This window comes from Paenibacillus ihbetae, assembly GCF_002741055.1.
In the GTDB taxonomy this organism is placed as follows: domain Bacteria; phylum Bacillota; class Bacilli; order Paenibacillales; family Paenibacillaceae; genus Paenibacillus_AQ; species Paenibacillus_AQ ihbetae.
In genome coordinates this window covers 331276-355008 of record NZ_CP016809.1, presented here as the reverse complement: position 1 = coordinate 355008, position 23733 = coordinate 331276, and the positions used below count along the sequence as shown (strand labels likewise).

The window sequence follows — 23733 nt, the reverse complement described above, 5'->3', positions numbered from 1 at the left end:
TAACATTTGCCGGTTTAATTTAGGAGTAGAGTCCAATGACTCTATCGGATGAGGAGTTATAGAGCACGTGAAAAAATTATATGCATCATGGTTCGGAAGCTACTGGAGCCCTTATCTGGTCATGGCTCTGGCAGGCATCCTGAGCGCGGTTTATTTTGGGATTACCAACACGGTTTGGGCCGTAACCGGAGAGTTTACCCGTCTTGGTGGCCATATCCTTGAATTCTTCGGGGTGGACGTATCGGACTGGGCGTACTTCGACCTGGTCCACATGAACGGAACGACCTGGACCCGAACCGACGGCTGGATCGTGTGGGGCATGTTTATTGGAGCCCTGATTACGATTTTGCTTAGCAGCAACTTCAAGATCCGGATGCCGAGACAGAAGCGGCGGTATGTGCAGGGCTTCGTCGGCGGCATCATCGCCGGCTTCGGCGCCCGTTTGGCCCTTGGCTGCAATCTCGCGGCATTTTTTACCGGAGTGCCTCAGTTCTCGCTGCATTCCTGGATCTTTATCGTTGCCACGGCCGTGGGCACGTTCCTGGGTGCCAAGCTGGTTAATACAAGATGGTGGAAAGGCAAGCCTGTTCTAAAAATGGGCGGTACAGCGCCGACAGTTAGAACCGGGAAAAGCCGGCAGCCCCTTCTTGGAGCGCTTCTCGGTCTAGCCTACATTGCGCTCATCGCATATTTCTATGCCACCGGCCGCACCATGCTTGGAACCGCCGCACTCTTCGGAGCGGCATTCGGAATCCTGATTGAGCGGGGGCAGATCTGCTTCACTTCCGCCTTCCGGGACCTGTGGATCAGCGGCCGGGCGACGATGACGAAAGCGATTGCCGTCGGCATGGCAGTCAGCTCCGTCGCTACGTTGATCATTATCCTCGTGTACGGCCTAGATCCCATTACGAAAATTGCGGCACCGAGCACTTTTATCGGCGGATTGCTGTTTGGTCTTGGAATCGTCATGGCCGGCGGATGTGAAACCGGCATGATGTACCGGCTGATGGAAGGGCAGATCGTGTTTTTGCCGGTGTTTATCGGCAACATTATCGGAGCTACCGCTCTGGCGTTTGCATGGGATCACATGGGGGTATACAACCTGCTCGTGAAGAGCGGCGCGCCAGTCAACCTGATCACTGAAATGGGCCCGGCGGCTGCATTACTTGTGACGCTGCTAGTCTTGGGGGCCGGGTTTGCCGTCGCCGCGTATTGGCAGAAAAATTACCGCTTCGGCGTTGGATTCAAGAAAGGAGACACAACTCATGTCGGTTGATTTCACATTGGACCTCCGGGGGGAATCTTGTCCTTACCCGGTCATTTACACCCTTGAAACTTTGCGCGATATGAAAAAAGGGCAGACGCTTCAGGTCATCTCGGACTGCCCGTCCGCTTTCCGGAACGTGCCGGAAGAGGTCGTCAAGCACGGTTACAGCATGGCGCAGGAACCGATTAAGAACGGCCAGGAATTCAGCCTGTTTATCCAAGTTTAAGGCAATCACTCGAAGTCATCGTACAATAACGGAGAAGGCCCCACGCGTTTCGGCAGGGGGCTTTCTCTTTTTATTAGCGGGTGCAAAGCTCCGGGCGAACCGTCCCACCGATCCGATGAAGACATTGATCAAGCAGATTGAGGAGAAATGGTATAGCAGAACTCCTCAAAGCCCTCGCTTCTTAAGAGCTCTCCAATTCGTAAGCCGGCGCCGGTCCTCCACCGGTGCCGGCTTTTTTGATGCTGCAGCAAGTAAGATCAGCGAAGGGAACGGGCATCCCGGTCCAGAAGCAATCCCAACGTCAAGCGCTTTCTTTCATGCTGTACGGCAAGAAGGTGCCGGATGTATACTTTAGAGAAAAATTAGTTGGAGGGAGGTTGCAGGAGGAGATGAAATCCAGAATCAGTAGTGACCGTCTTTACTTACGCCGAAAGGGGGGAGCTCATGAAGCTGCAGGCGTCCGGCAAATCTTCCACATGGTTTGTGTATCAAAAGATCGTGATCGTATTTATCGTATTATTGCTTCCGCTCATTACCATGAGTCTCTGGCTCAACTTCAAAGGAATGTCCATTTCCAAGGACGCGATCCTGGATTCTTCATTCGCAGGGGCTTCTTTTTACTCCAAACAGCTGGATGATGAAATGTACTTCATCCGGAATTTGCAGCTTGAGCTGCTCAATGACCAGGATTTGCAGAAGCTGGGCTTTCGGGGCGGGACCCTGGATAATTATGAAGAGGTAGCGCTGATTGACCAGATCCGGGAACGGCTTGCCACTTTGATGGTATCGAGCGAATATGTTCTGAATACCGGCGTTTACGTGGAATCCGTGGGGAAAACCATCTCAACCACCTCCGGAGTAACCAATACGCCGAATGCTGAAATGGAGCTGATATCGTCGCTGCTTTCCATAGAAGGCATGCCTTCGTTCTATCGAAGCGGTGACCGCATCTTTTTTATCGAAACGGAGAACAACGGCAAGATCTGGTCTTATATCGAAATAGCCAGGCCTAAGCTCCTCGAGGCTTTAAAAGAAATCGCCAAGCTCTATCCCGAATCCGAGGTGCTGCTTGGCAGTCCGGACCTCGGCTCCGTTCTGGCAACCGAAGAGGAACCGGCGGAGGCGGCAGGCATCCTCGGTCTCGCCGTCAGCGAATACATGCAAAGCCCGGAAACGCCCACGATGGGAAGCATGCACGGGGTGGACTATTTTATTATTCAAAATGACGTCAGCTCTCTGGGGGTAAAGCTGATCATGTACGTCAACCAGAATGAAATCACGCGCCCGTTAAGCCAGTTCATTACCTGGTTCTATACCTTGTTTATTATTGCCCTCATCGTGCTGATCCTGTATTCGTTCTCCGTCAATCTGATGATTCACAGGCCGCTGTCAAAGCTTGTCAAGGCATTTCATATGTTAGAGACCGATAATCTGGATATTACGATCGAATCCAAATCCAAGGACGAGTTCCACTATGTCTTTAACAGCTTTAACAATATGACGCTGAAGCTCAAGCACTCCATCGAAGAAAATTATGAGCAAAAAATGGCGCTCCAGCTCTCCCAGCTCAAGCAGCTGCAATCCCAGATCAATCCGCATTTTCTGTACAACAGCTTCTTTAATATTTACATGATGTGCAAAGTGAACGACGCTGAAAGCGCAGCAGAGCTGTCGCAGAAGCTGGGCAGCTATTATCAGTATATTACGAGAAGCGGTTCGGACGAAGTCCCATTCGACAAGGAATACCGCCATGCCCTCGACTATTGCGACATTCAATGCATCCGTTTCTCGAACCGGATTGCGTACGAGTATGGAGGGCCGTCCGGAATTCCGCCAGCCTTGTCGGTTCCGCGGCTCATCATTCAACCGATCGTGGAAAATGTGTTCGAGCATGCGTTCGCGGACGGCATGGACGATGGGATGATTTATATCAACGCGGATTATCGGGATGGCAGGCTGCGGGTTACGGTGGAGGATAACGGGAGAATGGTGACGGATGAGCGGATCGCGCAATTAGGCGAAAGGCTGGGAGACGATTCCAAGCAATTGGAGAAGACGGGATTGATCAACGTGCATAATAGACTTCGCCTTAAATACGGGCCCGAGAGCGGGCTGTTCATTTCGCGGAGCGACTATGGCGGTCTCAAAGTAGAGCTGATCATAATCGAGGTAAGGGAGGAGGCTTCGTAATGTATCGACTGTTGATCGTAGATGATGAACCGGTGATCACGAACGGTCTGGTTCAGTTATTTGAGGAAAACCCGGAATTTGAGCTGGATGTCCATAAAGCGTATTCAGCCAAGGAGGCGCTTGCGATCGCCAAAAAGATGAAGCTGGATATCCTTGTCAGCGATATTCGAATGCCGCAAAAAAGCGGGCTTCAGCTGGTGGACGAGCTGATGTATTACTGGCCGAAGTGCCGAATGATCTTTTTGACGGGATACAGCGATTTTGAATTCGTGCAGGAAGCGCTGCGTAAAAATGCGGACAATTACATCCTGAAAACCGAAGGCATCGATCCGATCTTCCATGCTGTCCAACAGGCCTGCCGGAAGCTTGATGAGGAGAATCGCCGCAGCGTAGAGGAAGAAAAGATGAAACAGCATGCAAAGATCGCCGAGCCTCTGCTGAAAAACGAACGGATAGAGCGAATCATCGACGGAGAACCGATTGCAGCACTATTAACCGACACGCGTTATGATGGTTTGGACTTTGGCATTTGTCCGGACCTGCCTTCGTTATTTGTGCTGGGATGTTTGGACGAATCGGTTCAGAAGGCATCCCGGGAGATGATCCGCTCCATACAGGGGATTTTTATGAAGGATCTACCCTTCTCGTTCACTTGCGAGCAAGCCGTTTACGAACGATCTCTCCTTTGGCTTCTACAACCGGATGCGGAATTATTGGGCCGCTTTCAAGAAGGGGAGAGCGAGGGGGCGCTTTCGTGGAGCGGAGTTACGGGCTATATGATAGGGATACTCGAGTCCGTGCAAAATGAATGCGCCGAACTGCTCGGGGTGCCGGTATCCTTCGGAATCTCCGGAAACCTGAGAGAAGGATGGCACACGATCTGGGAGCAGTATGAAACACTGCGGATGGTCCTGAAGCAAAAGCAAGCATTGGGGCAAAGCATGGTGATCACCGACATCGCAAAAGTCGGCAGACCGGTTGGGAGCACGGACGGACAAGAGAACAACCGCGAGAGTGATATGAAATCACTGGTTATTACCCAGATTCATAAATACATACAGGAGCATTTGGCCGGGGATGTCTCCTTGACGGCGATCGCGCAGGAGGTGCATTTTAATCCATCCTACTTGTCCCGCTATTACAAGCAGCTGACGGGTCAGAATTTGAACGACTATATCCAGGGCAAGCGCCTCGAAGCAGCCATCGACTATATGCGGAATACGGACTTAAAGCTCCAGGAGATCGCTGCCCGGGTCGGTTTCGATTCGCATTCGTACTTCACGACGTTTTTTAAGCGAAAGATGGGCATGTCGCCTCAGGAATTCCGCAGCTGACGGGTCCGGTTAACCGACAACGTTGAAATAAGTAAATAAATCGAAAGCCATGTAAAAAACTTGAAATTGATAGCGCTTTCTTCCGGCAATTATAATTGGACCCAAGAAGTAAAGAGCAAGACAGCCTACAAACGATCCGAAGGGGGAAAGCCATCGACATGAAGAGAATCAAGCCATGGAAAATGATTTTGCTTGCCGCGTTGTCGCTATTTGTCATATCTGCTTGTTCAGGGCAAGGAAAAGAGCCCGCAGGTAACCAGCCGCAAGCCGCGGCCAAAGAAGAGGGCGGTACGGCAGCTCCGCCTGATCCGTTGGGGAAATATCCCGAGACGGTAACCGTAACGGAGGTAATGGGCTTTAATCCGCCGGAAGATCCCCGGACGCCGAAGGGCATTACGCCTGAGCAGAATGCTTATCTTAAAGATTTGAAAGAAATGCTGAACATTGAAGTGAAATACAAATGGACGGTCCCATCCAGCCAGTTTAGTCAAAAGTTTTCGCTTGCCTTGGCTTCCGGCGACCTGCCGGATATTTTGGAGCTGGACGGTAAAAATTTCGAAAAGCTGAAGAAACAGGGGATGCTTGCCGATCTGACCGAAGCCTACAACGATTACGCATCGCCGACATTAAAGAAGTATATGGAGTCTGACGGCGGTTTCGCGATGAAGACCTATTCCCAGGACGGCAAACAGTTAGGAATCCCGGCTTTTGAGGACCCTTTCTTATCGACGCAGCTGCTCTGGATTCGCAAGGACTGGCTCGACAACCTGAAGCTTGAACCTCCTAAAACCATGGACGAGCTGGAAATGGTCGCCAAAGCATTTGTCCAGCAGGATCCGGATCAAAACGGTAAGAACGACACCTACGGAGTCGTGCTGCAAAAGAATTTGTTCTTCTGGGGCTTTGACGCAAGGGGGTTCTTTAACGGATTTGGGGCTTATCCGTCCATGGGCGACGGTCAAACGGCCTGGATTCAAGACGGCAGCGGGAAGCTGCTTCCGGGTCTGATCCAGCCGGAAGTAAAGACAGCGCTTGGCAAGCTGCAATCCTGGTACAAAGAAGGCATCCTGGATAAAGAGTTCGCGCTCAAGGATGAGAACAAAGCGGTCGAAGACATCACAGCAGGCAAAGTCGGCATTTCCTACGGGGAATGGTGGTATCCGAACTGGCCGCTGAACCTGAATGTGGATAAAGATCCAAACGCAGACTGGATCGCCATTCAAATTCCTGGCTTAGACGGTCCGGGCAAATCGCTGGTGCCTAAAATCCGGGGTGACAAGGTCTATGCGGTCAATAAGAAGATGAAGAACCCTGAAGCTGCTATTAAAATGATCAATTTTTATATTGAAATGGGAAATAAGGAGTATTTGAATCAGAACCAGGCGGAGAAGGGCTATGTATACAACTGGTTCAGTCCGCGGATCTACAACCCTGCCCAGATCGAAACGATTTATACCGAAGTGAACAAAGCGCTCGAAGCGAATCAGACGGAAATTACGCTGGATGATGAAAATTACAAGAACGTCGCCGACGTCTTCAAAGCCACCAAGGATTACTTGGCAGGCGATACGTCAAACGCGAGCAAAGGCGTGAATTGGGGACAATATTTCAGCCGCGCAGCGAAGGACGGGGGCTGGGGCTTGACCCGCCAAATCAAAGAAAACCAGGCGTTTGTCAACCATGAGTTCTATGGTCTTCCAACGGCCACGCAGGTGGAGAAGGGGGCCCAGCTGGATAAGCTTATGCAGGAGACCTTCACCAAAATTATTATGGGGTCTTCCGTGGATGAGTTCGATAAGTTTGTTGCCAGCTGGAAGTCGCTCGGCGGCGACGAAATTACGCAAGAGGTCAACAATTGGTACAGCCAGCAAGCCGTAAAATAGCCATTTTAAAGACGGGGAGGAAGCGCTGCCGGTTACCGGCGCCTCCCCCCGTTTTACAAATTTATCATGCTTTCGTTGCCATATCCTGAAATGTCCGGGAGGTCCAGCTGTGAGAACGCTGAAAAAAGAATATTTGCTCCACTTGATGTTGCTGCCCGGTGTTATTGTGACACTGATATACGCCTATGGGCCGATGGTAGGCCTGGTTATGGCGTTTCAACAATTTGAGCCGCTGTCCGGCTTTTTTCACTCCGAATTCGTTGGATTTGAAAATTTTCAGTACGTGTTCGGGCTGCCGGATTTCAAGCAGGTCATGTGGAATACGCTTGTCATTTCCTTATTTAAGATGGTCCTGCATCTGCTTGTGCCGCTAATACTTGCCCTGCTGCTTAACGAGGTCACCCGAAAGTGGTTTTCCCGGTTTGTGCAATCCGCTATTTTTCTGCCATTCTTCCTATCCTGGACGGTTCTCGGCGGTGTCATTATCGAATTATTCTCGCTTAGCGGTCCGGTGAATGGGTTGCTGACTGCCTTTCACATGGAGCCGATCATGTTCATGCTGGATAATGACTGGTTCCGCGGGATCATCATCGGCTCGGACGTCTGGAAGGGCATGGGCTATAACATGATCGTGATGCTCGCTGCCATCGCGGGGATCAATGCGAACCTTTATGAGGCTGCTGAAGTTGATGGTGCGGGGAAATGGAAGCAAATGCTCCATATCACGCTGCCGGGCATGGCTCCGATCGTCATTCTTCTTGCCGTGCTAAGCCTGGGGGGAATCCTGAATGCGGGCTTCGAGCAGATCCTGATTATGTATAATCCGACGGTTTATGAAGGCTCGGATATTATCGACACGTTTGTGTATCGGCTCGGCATGTTCAGCCAGCAGTTCGGACCGGCGGCCGCCGTCGGGCTGTTTAAATCGGTCATTTCGCTTGTCCTGGTGTCCGTGACCTATTATGCGGCCTACAAATATAACAATTACCGGATCTTTTAGGCTGGGGGGAGAGAAATGCACAGACCAACGATGAGCAGAAGGCTGTTTGTTTTGTTGAATACGCTGCTGCTTACGACGATTACTGTACTTGGCATTATTCCATTCATTCATTTGCTTTCGATTTCATTAAGTTCGAATACCGCCGCCATGGCCGGTGAAGTGAAGCTGTGGCCGGTTGGTTTTAATGTAGATGCTTATCGGTATCTTGGAGAGAAGGTGGAATTTTTCCTCTCGTTCGGGGTGTCGCTGGAGCGGGTCGTCCTGGGAACGGCCGTCAATATGTTCTTGATATTCATTACGGCATACCCGCTATCGAAATCGAGGGAGCAATTCAAGCACAGGACGCTTTATGTATGGTTTTTTGCCATTACGATGTTTTTTGGAGGCGGATTGATTCCGACCTACATTACGGTTAAAAATACGGGACTCATCGATTCGATCTGGGCTTTGATTCTCCCAGGCGCGCTTAACGTATGGAACATGGTGCTGATGCTGAACTTCTTCCGGACGATCCCCAAAGAGCTGGATGAAGCGGCTACAATTGACGGGGCCGGACACTGGAGGGTGTTATGGAGCATTTATCTGCCTGTATCCCTTCCGTCCATCGCGACCATCGGCTTGTTCACCATCGTGGGTCACTGGAATTCGTGGTTCGACGGCATCCTGTATCTCAACTCGCCGGAGAAATACCCGCTCCAGACGTACCTGTCGACATTGATCATGTCCATAAACTCGCAAATGACGTCCATCTCGATCGAACAGCTCAAGGCGATGGAGAATTTAAGCGAGAAAACGCTCCGAACGGCCCAAATCTTTATGGGTGCGCTTCCGATTATGCTCGTCTATCCATTCCTGCAGAAATATTTTGTTAAAGGAATAACCGTCGGCAGCGTGAAGGAATAAAGGAACGAGCAAGCGGGAAGGGGAGAGCTATTATATGAAAAAAGTGTCGGTTGCATTAATCGGAGCCGGGCTTCGCGGAATCAATTATCTGGAGTATGCATTGCAGCACCCCATGGAGCTCGAAGTCGCCGCCGTGGCGGAGCCGGTTCGGGAGCGAAGAGAGAGCTTTAAGCATAGGCATTGGATCGATGATGCCCATTGCTTCGAGGATTGGGACGCATTTTTTGCCGCGCCCAAGATGGCTGACGCCGTCCTGATCTGCACCCAGGATAAGCAGCATTTCGAGCCGACGATGCGCGCGCTTCAGGCGGGCTATCATGTGCTGCTCGAGAAGCCGATGTCGCCGGATCCGGAAGAATGCATACGGATGGGGGAGATGGCTTCGAAGGCGGGCAAGGTGTTTTCAATCTGCCACGTGCTCCGGTATTCGCCGTTCTTCCGGACGCTGAAAGAGCTGCTGGAAAAGGGCGTGATCGGCCGCCTGATGTCCATCCAGCATAATGAAAATGTGGGGTACTGGCATCAGGCACACAGCTTTGTAAGAGGAAATTGGCGCCGCAAGGACGAATCCAGCCCTATGATTCTGGCAAAATCCTGCCATGACCTGGACATTTTGCTTTGGCTGGCGGATGCGGACTGCGTTCGGGTATCCTCCTTCGGTTCACTCACTCATTTTACGGCTGCCGAAGCGCCGGAAGGAGCACCGCTGCGTTGTCTCGACGGGTGCCCGGCAGCGGATGAATGCCTGTACTATGCGCCGAATTTATATCTAACGGCGGATACGAACTGGCCGACCTCCGCCATCAGCGACGACATGAGCTACAGTGCGCGGTATAAGGCGCTGCAGGAAGGGCCGTACGGCCGATGCGTTTACCATTGCGATAACGACGTGGTTGATCACCAGGTGGTGAATTTAGAGTTTTCGAACAGCGTCACGGCAGCATTTACGATGAGTGCCTTTACAAGGGACGTGAGCCGGACGATCAAGCTGATGGGAACGCGCGGTGAGATCCGGGGAGCCATGGAAAAAAACGAAATCGAGATCATTCATTTTGGCAGCGGGAAGGTCGAAAGGATTTCCTTTGAGGATATGGGCGGTCATGTCGGTCATGGGGGCGGGGACATGCGGCTGATTAAGGATTTTCTGAAGCTGGTCCGCGACGGGGGTCATACGCAAGGACTCACCTCGGCGGACCGATCGGTGCAGAGCCACCTGATGGCCTTTGCGGCCGAGCAATCCCGAATCGAGGGATCGGTTATTCGTCTTGATGAATTTCGACAGCGATATACCGCCAAATGATTCACAAAGAAATGACAAAAGAATAGACAAAATGCCGGTCTTTCAAGATCGGCATTTTCATTATTAATCGTTGCTTAATCGTCTATTGACATGGATTGGTTAATCAATCGTAAGTGACGGGTTCGTCAAGGATCGAATCCAAGGGATCGCACTTAACATCGTCCATCGCATGACCGGATTTTTCATCGGAATCGTTTCATCATGGTCTTTGATGCTTCAACCTCGCGGAACGCATATTTACTCATTTCATGATAATAATCGGCTATCGCTGTTTCAAAATCCTCTTCCTGCTTCATCGCAGTCTCAAGCTTGTCGGCGAGGAGACGTGCATCACGCAAGGCCGTGTTGCCCCCATGCGCTCCGGTAAGAGGCATGGCATGGACCGCATCACCCATAAAAATAACGCGTGCGTTCGGCCAAACGGAGGGTTTTCTTCCAGCCTTGAATGTGACTCTCATCGTATAATCTACGTCCGCATGCTGGATCAGACGCTGGATCACCGGGTGAAAGTTTCGCGAAATGTTTTGGGCCACCCGAAACAGCAAGTCGGGGTCAGAGGTTGTTTGATATTGTTGGAACCGTTCTTTGGGCATGAGAACAGCCCACATGGTATAATCATCAACCAAGGGAGGCGGCTGCGCGACTCCCATTCGGGAGAAAGCTGCATGCGGAGATTCGCGAAAGGCCATCGTCGTAAAAAAGATGCCGTCGCCTGAACGGCCGATAGCGTGGATACCGCTTGTTTTCAGTACTTCAGGCATCAATGGCCTATCCTTTTCATGAACCAATCTTGTGCGGCCATAAATCGCCCAATGGTTCACGAGTAGATTTGCGGTTTTCTTATTCACTAATCGGACTTCCCAATGTATCAACCCCATGCTACAATCTAATTAGATGAACGTTAAATTTAATAACCATCAAAACATATGCATTGGGAGGAGTGTTGGAATGAGCACGGGCTTTTACCTGGTTAGACATGCCGTAAAGCAGAAAGGAATTGGAGATGTGTCCATTTCCCCCTTAGGGATACAGCAGGCTCGGATGACAGCAGCCTATTTTCGTAATGTGCCCATAAGCAGAATCTGCTGCAGTCCCCTTAATCGAGCCAAGCAGACCGCTAAAATCATTGCTGAAGCTGTCAATAAACCTTTCATGGTAGAGATTCGGTTAAGGGAGCGGGCAAACTGGGGAGATCTACCCGGACAAACATTTCAAGAGTTTATCGGGATGTGGAATCGCTGCACCCGGGAAAGAGATTTTGTCCCCCCGGTCGGAGATTCAGCTCGCAAGGCAGGCGAACGGTTGTCTTCATGCTTAGTGGAGCTTTCGGCACAACACCCAAATGAGAAGATCGTGATCGTGACCCATGGCGGATTAATTACGGACTTTATGGTAAACGAATTTTCCCAAGATGAGTTGAATGCGTATCACCCGGACTTTGTTCAAGCGCAGAGTCGACTGGTCCCTGAGTGTTCTATTACTCATATAAAATACGTTGATGGGCGACCTGTATTAATCGATTTTGCAACTATAACGCACTTACTCCTTTTGGGATAAAGCTGTTGGAGTTCTACTATACACTGATAACAGGCAGCCCTACATTAGGCGGCTTGTTCGTCGAGCGGCCCTCTAACCCTTGATGATTGCAATATGATGGCAAACGCAGTCCTAAAACGAACTATTGACATTCGGAGCATGCAGCTGTATTTTTGTGAATATAAAATAAAATCATTCATAAAATCATAATTAGATTCATGAAGGATGTGAACAGCTACATGCCAAAAAAGTTTTCCGAGCAGGAACGCGAATGGATCCGTCAGAAATTGCTTTCGGAGGGGCGGCACCAATTTGAAACGGCAGGTCTTCGCAAAACGAGCGTGGAGGATTTGACGAAGGCTGCCGGTATTGCCCAAGGTTCGTTTTACATGTTTTTCGCCTCGAAAGAGGAATTGTATTATGAACTGCTGCTGGAAGAGGAACAGCGTATCCGCAATGCTGTGCTGGATTTATTCCCTCCGGAGAAGGTTAACAGCAAGGAAGGCATCCGGCGATTCCTTTCCTATTCAATAAGAATGATGGATGAAAGCCCGCTCCTCCGGAAAATGATGGATCGTGGCGAGTTGGAAATGTTATTCAGGAAGTTGCCCAAGGCGCAGCTAGAACGCAACTTTAGGGAGGATCAAGAAGCGCTCTTGCCGATCATTACGGCCTGGCAAAGAGCGGGCATTTTATCCGGTATCCCTTCCGAATCGATTGTGGGGATGATTCGATCCTTGGCCTTGCTGTCACTTCACAAGAATGACATCGGAGAGGCCCAATATGCGGCATCGATCGAGCTGCTGGTCGAATTGTTATCGGCTGGTATGCTTGCGGTGTCAAGGCCTGCTGAAGGAGACGAGCCGGTATGATCGAAGTAAAAGGTCTTCATTTTACCTATCCGAACCGGAGCGAGCAAACACTGTGCGGACTGGATTTTGTGATCCCTGCCGGAGAAATCTTCGGATTCCTCGGTCCTTCCGGCGCGGGTAAAAGTACGACTCAAAAGCTGCTGATCGGCGTGCTGAAGGGCTACCAGGGAAGTGTAAAAGTAATGGGCAGCGAGATCAGGGATATCGGTCCCGACTATTACGAACGAATCGGGGTTGCCTTTGAATTCCCGAACTTCTACAGCAAATTTACGGTTCTTGAGAATTTAAAGCTCTTTCGCTCCCTCTACAAGGGAAAAACCGAGGATCCTATGCGTCTGCTGGAGCAAGTCAATCTTGCAGATGCCGCAAACATGAAGGTGTCCCAGCTGTCCAAAGGGATGAAGATGAGGCTGAACTTCTGCCGGGCGCTGCTGCACGATCCGGATATCCTTTTTCTGGATGAGCCCACCTCCGGCTTGGACCCGGTGAACGCGAAACGGATGAAGGAATTGATACTGGCGAAAAAGGCGGCGGGGAAGACCGTCCTGATCACAACGCATAATATGCAAGCGGCAGAGGAGCTTTGCGATCGGGTAGCCTTTATTGTCGACGGTGAAATCAAACTGATCGATTCGCCAAGAGAATTGAAGCTGCGCAAGGGAAGGAAGGAGCTTCGCGTCGAATATCGCAAGAACGGCCAGTTAAAGGAAGCCTTATTTCCTCTTGACGGAATCGGCGGGAATGATCAATTTCTTAAGATCATTAAGAATGATATGCTCGAAACGATTCATTCGCAGGAGGCATCCCTTGAACAAATTTTTATCGAGGTGACGGGGAGGCAGCTGATATGAAAGGCTTATCCCTGTTGATATTCGACCTGCGATTCCAATGGCGTCATGGATTCTATTTCGTTTATGTATTCGTTTGTGTCTGCTATTGGATTCTGCTTCGGTTCATTCCAGAGACATATAAGGAGACGACGGCAATAGCGCTGACCTTCAGTGATCCTGCAGCTTTAGGACTTATCATGGCAGGCGGGATGGTTTTGTTGGAGAGGGACCAAGGCGTCCACGATCCGCTGTTCGTCACGCCGGTTCATATTCGGGATTATTTGCTGGCGAAGGCCGGATCGCTGTCCGTCTTGTCCCTTGCGGCAGGATGGGCCATTCATGCGGCGAGCGGCAGCCTTCCGCAGTCACCGCTTGCTTTTTCTGTAGGTATCGTCCTGACGTCAACCTTTATGACCTTGCTATCGATAGGCGTGGCGGCACGACATCGTACCATCAATGGTTTTATTCTGATGGTGCAAGTCTACGCTTTGCCATTTGTCCTTCCATTGCTGGGCTACTTTCATTTATGGCATACGGATCTGTTTCTCCTGCTTCCGACCGAAGGAACACTCCGATTACTCGGTTCTCCTTCTGGCGGCCTGTCCGTAAATCCCCTTCTTTACGTATTCATCCTATTGATCTGGAATGCCGCAGCATATATCTGGGCACAACGCTCATATTCACGAAATGTGCTGATGCAGATCGGTGAAGGAGGGGATGGCAGTGGCAAAATATAAAGCCCTGATGACGAAGGATCTTCAGCACGCATTGAAAGACCCTGTGCTCATGGCGGATATGATCGGTCCGCTGGTGCTTATCTTCCTGTCCAGGTTCGGTTTTCCTATAGCCGTTCATTGGCTTGACATGAATTATTCGTTTAATCTTGAGCAATATCGTGGCTTTGTTGCATCTTTGTTGGCGGTGACGATCCCGATGTTGACAGGGATGCTTACGGGGCTGCTTATGCTCGACGAACGGGATGAGAACATGATAGCCTATTACGCGGTTACGCCATTGATGCACAAGGGGTATTTACTGTATAGATTGGCGCTTCCAACCCTGCTGTGCATCGTGTTGTCCGCTATCTATTTGCAATGGTCCACAATGACGGAGTTTCGATGGGAGACGCTGTATGCTTTGCTGCTGCTGGCATTGGAATCGCCGATGTTTTCACTCTTTCTCGCCGCATTCTCATCAAATAAAGTGGAGGGGCTGGCCTTATCCAAAATAGGAGGATTGTTCATTATAGGTCCTGTGGTGGTTCATTTCGTTCCAGGAGCTTGGCAGGCGCTTGGGGCTTTGTTTCCTAGCTATTGGCCGGCAAAGGTCCTTGATCTGACCATGCATAACGAGCCTTTGCCCGTATTTGTTTACTTCTTGATGGGCTTGGTGTTACATCTTGCTTGTCTTTATTTTATGGTCACTGTGTTCAAGAACAAGCAAGAATAGATCGCTCTTGTTAGATAAGCTGCAGAAACAGCCGGCCCGGGTGGATAGATCCCATTTATGGTAAACTTCTAGTTAAGAAGTAATGGCAAGTAAGGAGTGGAGCAGTTGTTTGCTGAACAGCGGCATCAAATCATCATTCAGAAATTGAATCAGGACAAATCGATTCGGGCGTCAGAGCTCATGGAGCATTTCGGGGTTTCGTTCGAGACGATTAGACGGGACCTTGAATACCTGGAAAGCGAAGGCTATCTGCGCCGGGTGCACGGCGGGGCGATTCCGAGAGATCCGGATTACAGCCACGAAATTCCGCTTCCGATCCGTGAATCGATCTTTATGGAAGAGAAGAAGGAGCTGGCTCAAATCGCGGTTCGTTATGTGACCGAAGGAATGTCCGTCGCGCTGGACCCAAGTACGACAAACACGGAGATTGCTAAGGTGCTGAAGACGAAATTCGACCGACTAACGATTATTACCAACTCGCTTCCGATTGTGAATGAGCTCGTCACGATGCCAGGATATACGGTAATCATGACCGGGGGCGTCATTCGTCATGAAGAGCTGAGCATCATCGGCGATCTGACGGAGGAATTTACATCCCGCTTTCACGCGGATTTATTTTTTATGAGCATGAGCGGGGTTACGTTAGAAGCGGGGATTACGGATAACGCCATCGGCGAGGTTCAGGTGAAAAAAATCATGCACGCCAACGCCAAGCGAACCATTGCCCTCGCAGACAGCAGCAAGTTCGGACAAAACTCGTTGATCAAAGTATGCGGGGCAAGCGAAGTCGAACGGTTTGTAACGGATTCGAACATCGATAAGAAGCTGGTTGATCAATTCAGCAAGAGTGGCATCGATATCGTATATAAATAGGTAGAAGCGGCAAACGATTCCTGGTTTTTGGCAAACCCGGGATCGTTTTTTCATGTGTGATTGATTGTATTTATGTGGTATTATTTGTATTGATCAATGCCATTAAACTCGATTGCTTTTCAAAGGAAGGAGAGCGTACAAATGAAGGTTCATTTTCTTGGAACGGCTGCTGCGGAAGGATTCCCTAATCCGTATTGCCGCTGTGACGCCTGTCGCAACGCAAGATCGCTTGGAGGAAAAAACATTCGAACGAGAAGCTCTGTATTGATTGATGGCATGATCAAGGTCGACTACTCCGCAGATTCCCACATGCAGGCGCTGCGTGACGGGATCGATTTGGGGGCGGTAGAGCATCTGTTACTCACGCGTACGCATTACGATCATTTCCAGCCATCGGATCTGTACAACCGAGTAGACGGGTTTGCCCATGGCATCGATCAACCCTTACATATTTACGGCAACGATGCGGCGGTTAGCCAAAGCATATCTGCGATTGGTCCGGATGCCGGAGACAGGTTCGCCTTCGGCTTTATGCATGATGAGTTTGAGCGTGCCTTTGAGCCTTCCGGCATCAAGGTTGCCTATGATGGCTTGATCGTCGATTTATGACGGGCGGGGACGGCGCCAAAGAACGGCGACAGATTGTGATTGTCGGTATCGTTACCGCACTGACTCTCTTCGGTGATTCGATGCTGTATATCGTTTTGCCGGTATATTGGAAGGAAGCGGGACTGGACGCGCTTTGGCAGGTCGGCGTACTGCTATCTGTCAATCGTCTCGTCAGGCTCCCCCTTAACCCCCTGATCGGGTGGCTGTATCACCGCATGTCGCTGCGTACCGGTCTGTTTATGTCCGTCGGGCTGGCGGCGCTTACGACAGCGGGATACGGCATGTTCGAAGGGTTCGTGCTATGGATCGCCCTTCGTGCCGTGTGGGGGATTGCATGGTCCTTGCTGCGAATGGGCGGATATTTGACCGTCATCCGCTATTCCGACGATTCGAATCGGGGGCGCTTGATGGGTACGTATAACGGATTGTGGCGACTTGGCAGCTTGGTCGGCGTACTGTTCGGAGGGGTGCTTGTGCCCATGATCGGATTGCAATCCGTCTCCATACTATTCGGGATCATGGCTTTGATCGGGCTTCCGCTCATCGCCGTATCCATAAGCGAGGGAAAAGCTTCGGGGACGCATCGGATGGATTCACCTCGCGGTGCGGGGGACTCGGTCTGGTCGCTGCAAGTCAAAAAAATCGTGATTAGCGGATTAATAATATCGCTGCTGCACGCCGTGTTCGGCGCGACGCTTACGTATCTCATCGACACAAGCCATCCCGGCGGGATCCCTTGGTTCGGGTGGATGATCGGAAGCACCGCTTTAGGCGGCGTATTGACGGCACTACGCTGTGCATGGGAGCCGTTCCTGGCCAGCTGGTTCGGACATCATACCGATGGGCCGAGAGGAAGGCTTCCTCTGTTTATGGTATCGCTGGCGGGCGCTGCGGCAGGTTATGCTTTGCTGCCGTGGCAGCTGCCGATAGGCATATGGATCGGTATCGTTATTTTCGTTATGATTACCAGCACAGCACTTGGCACCGTGATGGACGCTATGGCATCCGACGCAGCGAAGAAAACATCGGTCATTACCGTCATGACCGCTTATTCCGTATCTACCGATTTAGGAGCTGCAATCGGCCCGACGCTGATATACTGGGTGGTCGGATTGCAGTATGGCATGACTTCCATGTATCTGGCATGCGCAGCTGTATTTATTGGGATCGGATTATGGTACTGGCAGGATGGTACGAGGAAAGGGAGGAGAGTCCTTGGAGAAGAAGCTGACATTTCGTGAGGACGGCACGTTTGTTATCGTACAGTTTTCCGATGTTGAGTTTATAGATGCGGAGGATCTGGATCCGGAGACGCCGCTGCTCGACTCAATGACGAGGGCGGCGATGGACAGGATCATCGCTCTTGAGCAGCCGGATCTTGTTGTATTCGCGGGAGATTTGATTGCAAGCGCAAGGAGCAAGGATCCGCTCCAATCATTCCGCAGCGCGGTTGCTGCTGCTGAAGAAAACCGCGTGCCGTGGGCGGCGGTGTTTGGCAATCATGATTCGGAGGGAAATGTTCCCCGAAAGAGGATGCATGAGGAGCAGCTACGTCATGCATATTGCGTCGCCAAACCGGATCCTCCGGGGTTGAGCGGAGCGGGAAATTATGTGCTGACGGTTGACGATCAAGCGGGGAAGCCGGCTGCTGCGTTGTTTTTCCTTGACAGCGGCGATTACTCCGCGACAGAGGCAGTGGGTGGATACGACTGGATCCGCCGTGATCAAATCGAATGGTACGTCTCCCAATCCCGGCGATTGGCCGAACAGAACGGCGGGACGCCTTTGCCGGCACTGGCATTTTTCCATATTCCGCTGCCGGAATACAAGAAGGTGTGGGAGACCTCTGTGTGCGAGGGCCATTGCAGCGAGTGGATCAGCTCACCTAAAGTGAATTCAGGCTTGTTCGCGGCGATGGTGGAAATGGGGGATGTGATGGGCACTTTTGTCGGCCATGACCACTCGAACGATTATTCCGGAATGCTGCACGGCATCCGCCTTTGTTACGGCAGGTCTACGCGTTATGTCAGTTATGTAGACGGTGTACGGATGGATAAATTCCCGACGGGCGCACGAATCATTCGAATCATAGCGGGCGAGCGGCAGCTTGAGACGTGGATTCGCCAGAGCGACGGATTGATCGGGGAAATGCCCCTACATGAGCCGGGTGCTCGGCAGAACCATCAATAAAGTGTCCTTATTAGTAAAGCTTCTATCCAAGAGCAGTTGCCCTGGCAGCTGCTCTTCATCTATATTTAAAAGGAACTTCCCTGCTAGAAAATCGAATCGGTTCATACTTAATAGGAGGCATATTGATGGTCGGAACGATTATCATCTGTTTTTTGGTATTACACATCATCATGGCTGCTATCATGGCGGTTTTTCCTAGAGATGAAGGTATGAGAAACACAATCGGATTCCAAGCATACACCCCCGAGCCGAAATCCGCTGGAGATTACATTTTTAATGGGCTGTTCTTTCTTCTTGCGGCCGGGGCTTATTATATGGAGTCTATCAACGAGCGGATTGCGAAAAAGTATTGGCTGGCCCGTATTGGTATCCGAATTGCGGTTTTATCGGTAGCGGTGGTCGTCGTTTTCATACTGGCGCTCATCGGTTCCGTTATTAATGAGATCTGAGCCTTTCGGGAAAAGACCACTTTTAATAGAGAATGTGGCAATCATAAATACTTTATCCGGATACAAGGAGAGCTAAAGAAACCGCCGATTGGCGGCTTCTTTGTTTGGTGAGGCATAGGTACGATCTGTAACTGTCAAGTTCTGAAATCATGCTTGCCGGATGCCGGTTATGCCCTTACAAGTCCTTGGAAAGTCGGCAAAAGTCAACGAAGAAGTCGGATAAACGGTAGATCGCACGGAGGAAATGGGGGTAGAATGTCGTCACCAAAGAAGCATTAAGGAGAGAAGCATATTGATATGGAAGATTATAAAATGGATGCTGTCCATCATCGTTTTTGTTATCATAGGAGGGCTTCTGCTTGTCAATCTAACGCCCGTTCCCTTCATCTATTGGCTGCGCAGCCAGCCCGAAGCATCGCCCGCAGCACCTTTGAATTGGGCGGAGCTTCAGCAAGTGGTAGAGGTTCATCAAGACCTCCCATACCCTTCAGCATTTAAATCCAACAATATGGACATATACCTTCCCAAAGACCGTGCCGGCAAACTGCCCACGATTCTATGGGTGCACGGGGGCGCATTTGTGTCAGGAGATAAATCGGGTACCGCCCATTGGTGTACGATGATGGCCAGCGAAGGCTATGCGGTCGTCAGCATGAACTATGAGGTGGCTCCTGAGGCACGATACCCGGCACCGGTCCTTCAAATGACGGAGGTTTATCTGCACCTGAAGGAGCTTGCGGATTACCCGTCCTTGGATTTGGACCGTCTCATTGTCGGCGGAGACTCCGCCGGTGCCCAAATTGCCTCCCAATTCATCGCCATTCAGACCAATGCCGACTTGGCGCAGCGGATGGGAATTGAACAAGCGGTTCCGATGGATTCCCTGCAAGCCGCCCTCCTGTATTGCGGTCCGTATAACGTCAAACAGCTGGCGAGCGTAACCGGCAGATTCGAGAAGTTCTTTCTGAATCAGCTGGGGTGGGCCTATATTGGAACGCGGGATTGGAAGGATGGCGCCGAAGCGGAAGAGGCTTCAACAACAAACCATGTGACCGGCGATTTTCCGCCAACCTTTATTACGGACGGCAACACGGGCTCTTTTGAGCATCACGGCAAGGAATTGGAGGCGCGGCTTCAAGAGGCCAGCGTGCCCGTAACATCATTGTTTTACCCGTTGTCCTATGGCGAGGTGCAGCACGAGTATCAATTTCAGCTTAACACCAAAGAGGCCATGGAATGCTTTGAGATGACGTTAACGTTTTTAGAAGAGCATTTGTTAGAGCGGTGATCCATGCTGACAAAGACTGGTGCTTCAACTCTTATCGGGAGAAGAGTAAGATGGGGATAGCTCAATACCAAGGAGAGGAGTCTCATCATGTTTAGCCATATCAAGGCAATTCCTTGGAATTCGATTCGCGTCAAGCTGGTGCTTGGCCTTTTGGGCGTGGCAATCCCTTTAATCGCTTTACTGATTTATATGAGCTATTACAGTGTGAACGTCATTCATAACCAGGTGGCGGTTTCCAATAAAAATATGATCTCCATCCAAATGCGGCAGATCGATAACCAGCTATCGGAGATCGAGCGGCATCTGGTGAATCTGTCCAGGTCGGAGGTCAGTGTGCTGACGATGAAAGATGCCGTGCCGGACAATACGTATATGATGGCCAAAAGCGATGTTTCCCGGAAGCTGTCCTCCGACCTTTCGGTATATCCTTACATCGACGGGCTTTTCGTATATTCTTTGCCGCGGCATGATTTTGTGGAAGCATACAAAGGGCCCATGAATTATAACGGATTGTTGAAAATGCGAGAATACCTGCAGGAAAGCAGCACAAACCAGGACCGTTTCTACGGAATGGAGGCGAACTGGCAGCTGCAAGTGATCGAAGGGACCTATTATGCGATCAAGGTACTAAGGGATGACCATATCAGTATCGGGTCCTGGGTATCCCTTAAAACCTTGATGTCGCCGTTGTCGGTTCTGAACACGGGTGAAACGGGAGCTATGCTGTTCGTCGACGACCAAGGGAAGCCGCTCTACAGCACGAAGCCCCTGCAAGATGAAGCGTTGGATTTCACTCATGGTTTCAACAGCTATTACATGTCAGGCAAGGATAAAGACTATCTGATCGTAGGAGAGACATCAAAGAAAGCGGAGCTTAGCATGGTCGCCGTCATTCCGGACAAGCTGACCCTCGAAAATCTGCCATATCTGAAAAAAACGGCTGCCTTCCTCTCGGCATTCGCTATTTTATTGCTGCCGGTCAGCTTGTGGTTCCTGCGGAAAGTGCTGCTTCGGCCGCTGCAGAAGATCGTTCAGTTAATGCGAAGAATCGGGGAAGGGAACTTCAATTTGCGAATCGAGAAGATGCCGTCCGCCCCCGAGGAGTTTCAGCTGGTATACCGCACCTTCGATCAGATGGTGTCGCAAATTGAAAAGCTGAAGATCGACGTCTATGAAGAGCAATTGAGCAAGCAGCGGGCAGAGCTGAAGCAGCTTCAGCTCCAGATCAACCCGCATTTTTTCATGAATTCCTTGAATATTTTGTACCACTTGGCACAGGTGAAGCGGTACGAATTGATCCAGGAGATGACGCTCTGTCTGGTTCAATACTTCAGATATATGTTCCAGAGCAATAACCAGTCGCTGGTTCTATTCAAGGATGAGCTGCAGCATACGAGAAATTATTTGCGGATTCAACAGCTGCGGCTCCCTTATCAATTCGAAAGCGAGATTCATGTTCCGGAGTATCTGCTCGAGACCCCGGTTCCTCCGCTGATGCTGCAGACGATTGTAGAGAACACGATCAAGCATGCCGTAAGGGCCGACGTGCGGACAACGCTGGTCATTGAAGCGTTCCTTGACGATTTGGCGGAAGAGCCGGTCATATGTCTGACCGTTCGGGATACCGGAGAAGGCTTTACAGATGAAGTGCTGGAGGCGGTCCGCAGCGGACAAGCGGCAGAGGCCGGGAGAGAGCATATTGGCTTGTGGAATGTACGGGAACGGCTGCGCCTGCAATACGGGAATCGGGCAAGGATGGACTGCTATAACGACGATCCGCACGGGGCGGTCGTCGAGCTCGTCATTCCGGTAAGCCCTGTGCAGGATGGGAAGGAGTTGAGCGACGATGCGTCATTTACTGATCGTGGATGATGAAGTCATTGCCGTGGAGGTGCTCAAGCAAGGCGTCGAATGGGCAAAGCTGGGCATTTCTGCGATTTTCACTGCGCACAGCGCCGGGCAGGCTATGGAAATCATCCGGCGGGAGCATGTGGATCTTCTGTTATGCGATATTGAAATGCCGCAAGGGTCCGGTTTGGAGCTGCTCGAGTGGGTACGAGAGTACAATCCGGAAATCGTTGCGATTTTCCTTACCTGCCATGCCGATTTCCAGTATGCTAAGCAGGCGATTCAACTGGGAAGCTTTGATTACTTACTAAAGCCTGTCCCGTTTGCGGATCTTGAATCCGTCATGCGGAAAGCGATCGGGAAGCTCGAGCAGGAGCGCGAGCAGTCCGAATTCAGTCAATACGGCAAGTACTGGATGCAGCATCAGCCTCTGCTGGTCGAGCGTTTTTGGCTGGATATTCTGAATCAGTCGATTCCAAGCGACCCCGCGGTCATTAAGAAGGAGGCCGAAAGTCGCAATATTCCGTATTCGGAGGATATGATTTTTACTCCCATCCTGATTCAGGTTCGGAGATGGTATAAGGAAATCACGCGGCGCGATGAGAAAATCATCGAATACGCGATACGCAAATCCGCCGAGGAGCTCATCCAGGAGCGGTCCGAGCATGGCATGCTGGTGCCGCTGGACAAAGGACGCTGGCTCGCCTTGATCAACCGGGATCCGGCATCGGCGGATGATGATACAAGCAAGGACAGGTGTGAAACGTACATCGAAGCTTGCAGGAAATACTTTTATGCGGGGGTTTCCTGTTATATCGGGGAGCCGGCACACGGCCATGAGGTTGCCTCGATGTATATTCAATTGGATCGGATGAACGAAAGCAATGTGGCTTACGATCATCATGTCTTTATGTTGAAGGACGAGAAGCCGCTAACCGGCCATCAGTCGAATCTGCCCGATATGAGCATGTGGGCGGTGCTGTTAAAAGAAGGGGCGAGCGGGCTGGTGCTGAAGGAGGCGGAAGCCTATATCCGAGCTCAGGTCGAAGCCAGCCTGCTTACGTCGGATTTGCTGAATCAGTTCATACAGGATTTTCAACAAATGATCTACTATGTTCTCCAGCTGAAGGGCATCCAGGCGCATCAGCTTCTCAGGGACAGCCGTTCCTTGGAGCTTTATGCAAGATCGGCGCGCTCGGCTACGAATGCGCTGGCTTGGATCCGCCATATCGTTGAAAGGGCGATGGATTTTGCATCTTCAGTGGAGCATTCGCCAAATGTTGTAGAGGAAGTCAAAGCTTATATCCGCGAGCATCTGTCCGAGGATTTGTCCCGGGAGGATATTGCAAGCCATGTGTTTTTGAACCCGGATTATTTGACCCGAATCTTCAAGAAAGGGACCGGCATGTCTATCTCGGACTATTTGCTGCAGCAGCGATTGAGTATGGCAGCCGGGCTGCTGGCCAATACCGAGCTGTCCGTCAGTTCGATTGCGACCCGGATCGGCTATGCCAACTTCTCGCACTTTTCCCGCATATTCAAAAAATACATGGACAAAAGTCCGCTGGAATACCGCCAGGAGCATGCCGGGACCTCAGGCTCCGGATGAAAGTCGGCAAAGTGACAGTGAAAAGTCGTGATAGGAGCAGTGCAAGAAAGCAACCCCTCTTACAATAGAGCTAGAAA

General features: G+C 50.8%; 22 protein-coding genes. 21 read left to right on the top strand and 1 reads right to left on the bottom strand.

Annotated elements, in window-relative coordinates:
- Positions 1–67: 67 nt before the first annotated feature.
- The 8 genes from yedE (at position 68) to BBD41_RS01485 (ending at position 10103) form a co-directional block, all read left to right on the top strand.
- Complete coding sequence (yedE, locus tag BBD41_RS01520) at positions 68–1276, top strand: selenium metabolism membrane protein YedE/FdhT (RefSeq protein WP_077565884.1); 1209 nt, start codon at positions 68–70, stop codon at positions 1274–1276.
- Positions 1266–1493 carry a sulfurtransferase-like selenium metabolism protein YedF gene (gene yedF / locus BBD41_RS01515; protein WP_099476485.1) on the top strand — a complete coding sequence of 76 codons (228 nt, stop codon included), beginning with the start codon at positions 1266–1268 and terminating at the stop codon, positions 1491–1493. The genes yedE and yedF overlap by 11 nt, the downstream gene beginning before the upstream one ends.
- Positions 1494–1937: 444 nt before the next feature.
- On the top strand, positions 1938–3683 hold the full coding sequence (locus tag BBD41_RS01510; protein WP_099476484.1) for a histidine kinase: 1746 nt from the start codon (positions 1938–1940) through the stop codon (positions 3681–3683).
- Positions 3683–5017, top strand: coding sequence for a response regulator transcription factor (locus BBD41_RS01505; RefSeq protein ID WP_099476483.1), 1335 nt, complete (start codon positions 3683–3685; stop codon positions 5015–5017). Before BBD41_RS01510 ends, BBD41_RS01505 begins: the two co-directional genes overlap by 1 nt.
- A 158-nt stretch (positions 5018–5175) precedes the next feature.
- Positions 5176–6900 (top strand): extracellular solute-binding protein, encoded by a 1725-nt coding sequence (locus tag BBD41_RS01500; RefSeq protein WP_099476482.1) that lies wholly within the window; start codon positions 5176–5178, stop codon positions 6898–6900.
- A gap of 109 nt (positions 6901–7009) precedes the next feature.
- Complete coding sequence (locus BBD41_RS01495; protein ID WP_077565891.1) at positions 7010–7900, top strand: ABC transporter permease; 891 nt, start codon at positions 7010–7012, stop codon at positions 7898–7900.
- A 15-nt stretch (positions 7901–7915) separates the two neighbouring features.
- Positions 7916–8803, top strand: a complete 888-nt coding sequence (locus BBD41_RS01490) for a carbohydrate ABC transporter permease (RefSeq protein WP_077565893.1) — start codon at positions 7916–7918, stop codon at positions 8801–8803.
- A 34-nt stretch (positions 8804–8837) separates the two neighbouring features.
- Positions 8838–10103 carry a Gfo/Idh/MocA family protein gene (locus BBD41_RS01485; protein ID WP_099476481.1) on the top strand — a complete coding sequence of 422 codons (1266 nt, stop codon included), beginning with the start codon at positions 8838–8840 and terminating at the stop codon, positions 10101–10103.
- A gap of 182 nt (positions 10104–10285) precedes the next feature.
- Here BBD41_RS01485 and BBD41_RS01480 read toward each other — a convergent pair whose 3' ends face one another.
- On the bottom strand, positions 10286–10951 hold the full coding sequence (locus tag BBD41_RS01480) for an FAD-dependent oxidoreductase (RefSeq protein WP_157929256.1): 666 nt from the start codon (positions 10949–10951) through the stop codon (positions 10286–10288).
- 100 nt (positions 10952–11051) lie between these two features.
- Between BBD41_RS01480 and BBD41_RS01475 the strand changes: the two genes are divergently transcribed.
- The 13 genes from BBD41_RS01475 to BBD41_RS01415 all read left to right on the top strand — a co-directional run bounded on the left by BBD41_RS01475 (position 11052) and on the right by BBD41_RS01415 (position 23656).
- Positions 11052–11660 (top strand): histidine phosphatase family protein, encoded by a 609-nt coding sequence (locus BBD41_RS01475; RefSeq protein WP_099476479.1) that lies wholly within the window; start codon positions 11052–11054, stop codon positions 11658–11660.
- A gap of 218 nt (positions 11661–11878) precedes the next feature.
- On the top strand, positions 11879–12511 hold the full coding sequence (locus BBD41_RS01470) for a TetR/AcrR family transcriptional regulator (protein ID WP_223260440.1): 633 nt from the start codon (positions 11879–11881) through the stop codon (positions 12509–12511).
- A complete protein-coding gene (locus BBD41_RS01465) occupies positions 12508–13362 on the top strand; it encodes an ABC transporter ATP-binding protein (protein WP_099476478.1) in 855 nt (284 codons plus the stop codon). Before BBD41_RS01470 ends, BBD41_RS01465 begins: the two co-directional genes overlap by 4 nt.
- Positions 13359–14078: a fluoroquinolone export ABC transporter permease subunit gene (locus BBD41_RS01460; RefSeq protein WP_099476477.1), complete on the top strand. Its 720-nt coding sequence runs from the start codon at positions 13359–13361 to the stop codon at positions 14076–14078. The genes BBD41_RS01465 and BBD41_RS01460 overlap by 4 nt, the downstream gene beginning before the upstream one ends.
- On the top strand, positions 14065–14790 hold the full coding sequence (locus BBD41_RS01455) for a hypothetical protein (RefSeq protein WP_077565905.1): 726 nt from the start codon (positions 14065–14067) through the stop codon (positions 14788–14790). Before BBD41_RS01460 ends, BBD41_RS01455 begins: the two co-directional genes overlap by 14 nt.
- Positions 14791–14895: 105 nt before the next feature.
- Entirely contained in the window at positions 14896–15663 is a 768-nt protein-coding gene (locus BBD41_RS01450) for a DeoR/GlpR family DNA-binding transcription regulator (RefSeq protein ID WP_077565907.1), read from the top strand.
- Between the two features lie 141 nt (positions 15664–15804).
- Positions 15805–16272 carry an MBL fold metallo-hydrolase gene (locus BBD41_RS01445; RefSeq protein ID WP_099476476.1) on the top strand — a complete coding sequence of 156 codons (468 nt, stop codon included), beginning with the start codon at positions 15805–15807 and terminating at the stop codon, positions 16270–16272.
- Positions 16269–17513, top strand: a complete 1245-nt coding sequence (locus tag BBD41_RS01440) for an MFS transporter (RefSeq protein WP_099476475.1) — start codon at positions 16269–16271, stop codon at positions 17511–17513. The genes BBD41_RS01445 and BBD41_RS01440 overlap by 4 nt, the downstream gene beginning before the upstream one ends.
- Entirely contained in the window at positions 17488–18462 is a 975-nt protein-coding gene (locus tag BBD41_RS01435) for a metallophosphoesterase family protein (protein WP_099476474.1), read from the top strand. The genes BBD41_RS01440 and BBD41_RS01435 overlap by 26 nt, the downstream gene beginning before the upstream one ends.
- Positions 18463–18587: 125 nt before the next feature.
- Positions 18588–18911 carry a hypothetical protein gene (locus BBD41_RS01430; RefSeq protein ID WP_099476473.1) on the top strand — a complete coding sequence of 108 codons (324 nt, stop codon included), beginning with the start codon at positions 18588–18590 and terminating at the stop codon, positions 18909–18911.
- Positions 18912–19203: 292 nt separating this feature from the next.
- Positions 19204–20199 carry an alpha/beta hydrolase gene (locus BBD41_RS01425; RefSeq protein WP_157929255.1) on the top strand — a complete coding sequence of 332 codons (996 nt, stop codon included), beginning with the start codon at positions 19204–19206 and terminating at the stop codon, positions 20197–20199.
- Positions 20200–20286: 87 nt separating this feature from the next.
- Positions 20287–22071, top strand: a complete 1785-nt coding sequence (locus BBD41_RS01420) for a sensor histidine kinase (protein WP_099476471.1) — start codon at positions 20287–20289, stop codon at positions 22069–22071.
- Positions 22046–23656: a response regulator gene (locus tag BBD41_RS01415; RefSeq protein WP_099476470.1), complete on the top strand. Its 1611-nt coding sequence runs from the start codon at positions 22046–22048 to the stop codon at positions 23654–23656. Before BBD41_RS01420 ends, BBD41_RS01415 begins: the two co-directional genes overlap by 26 nt.
- Positions 23657–23733 lie beyond the last annotated feature (77 nt).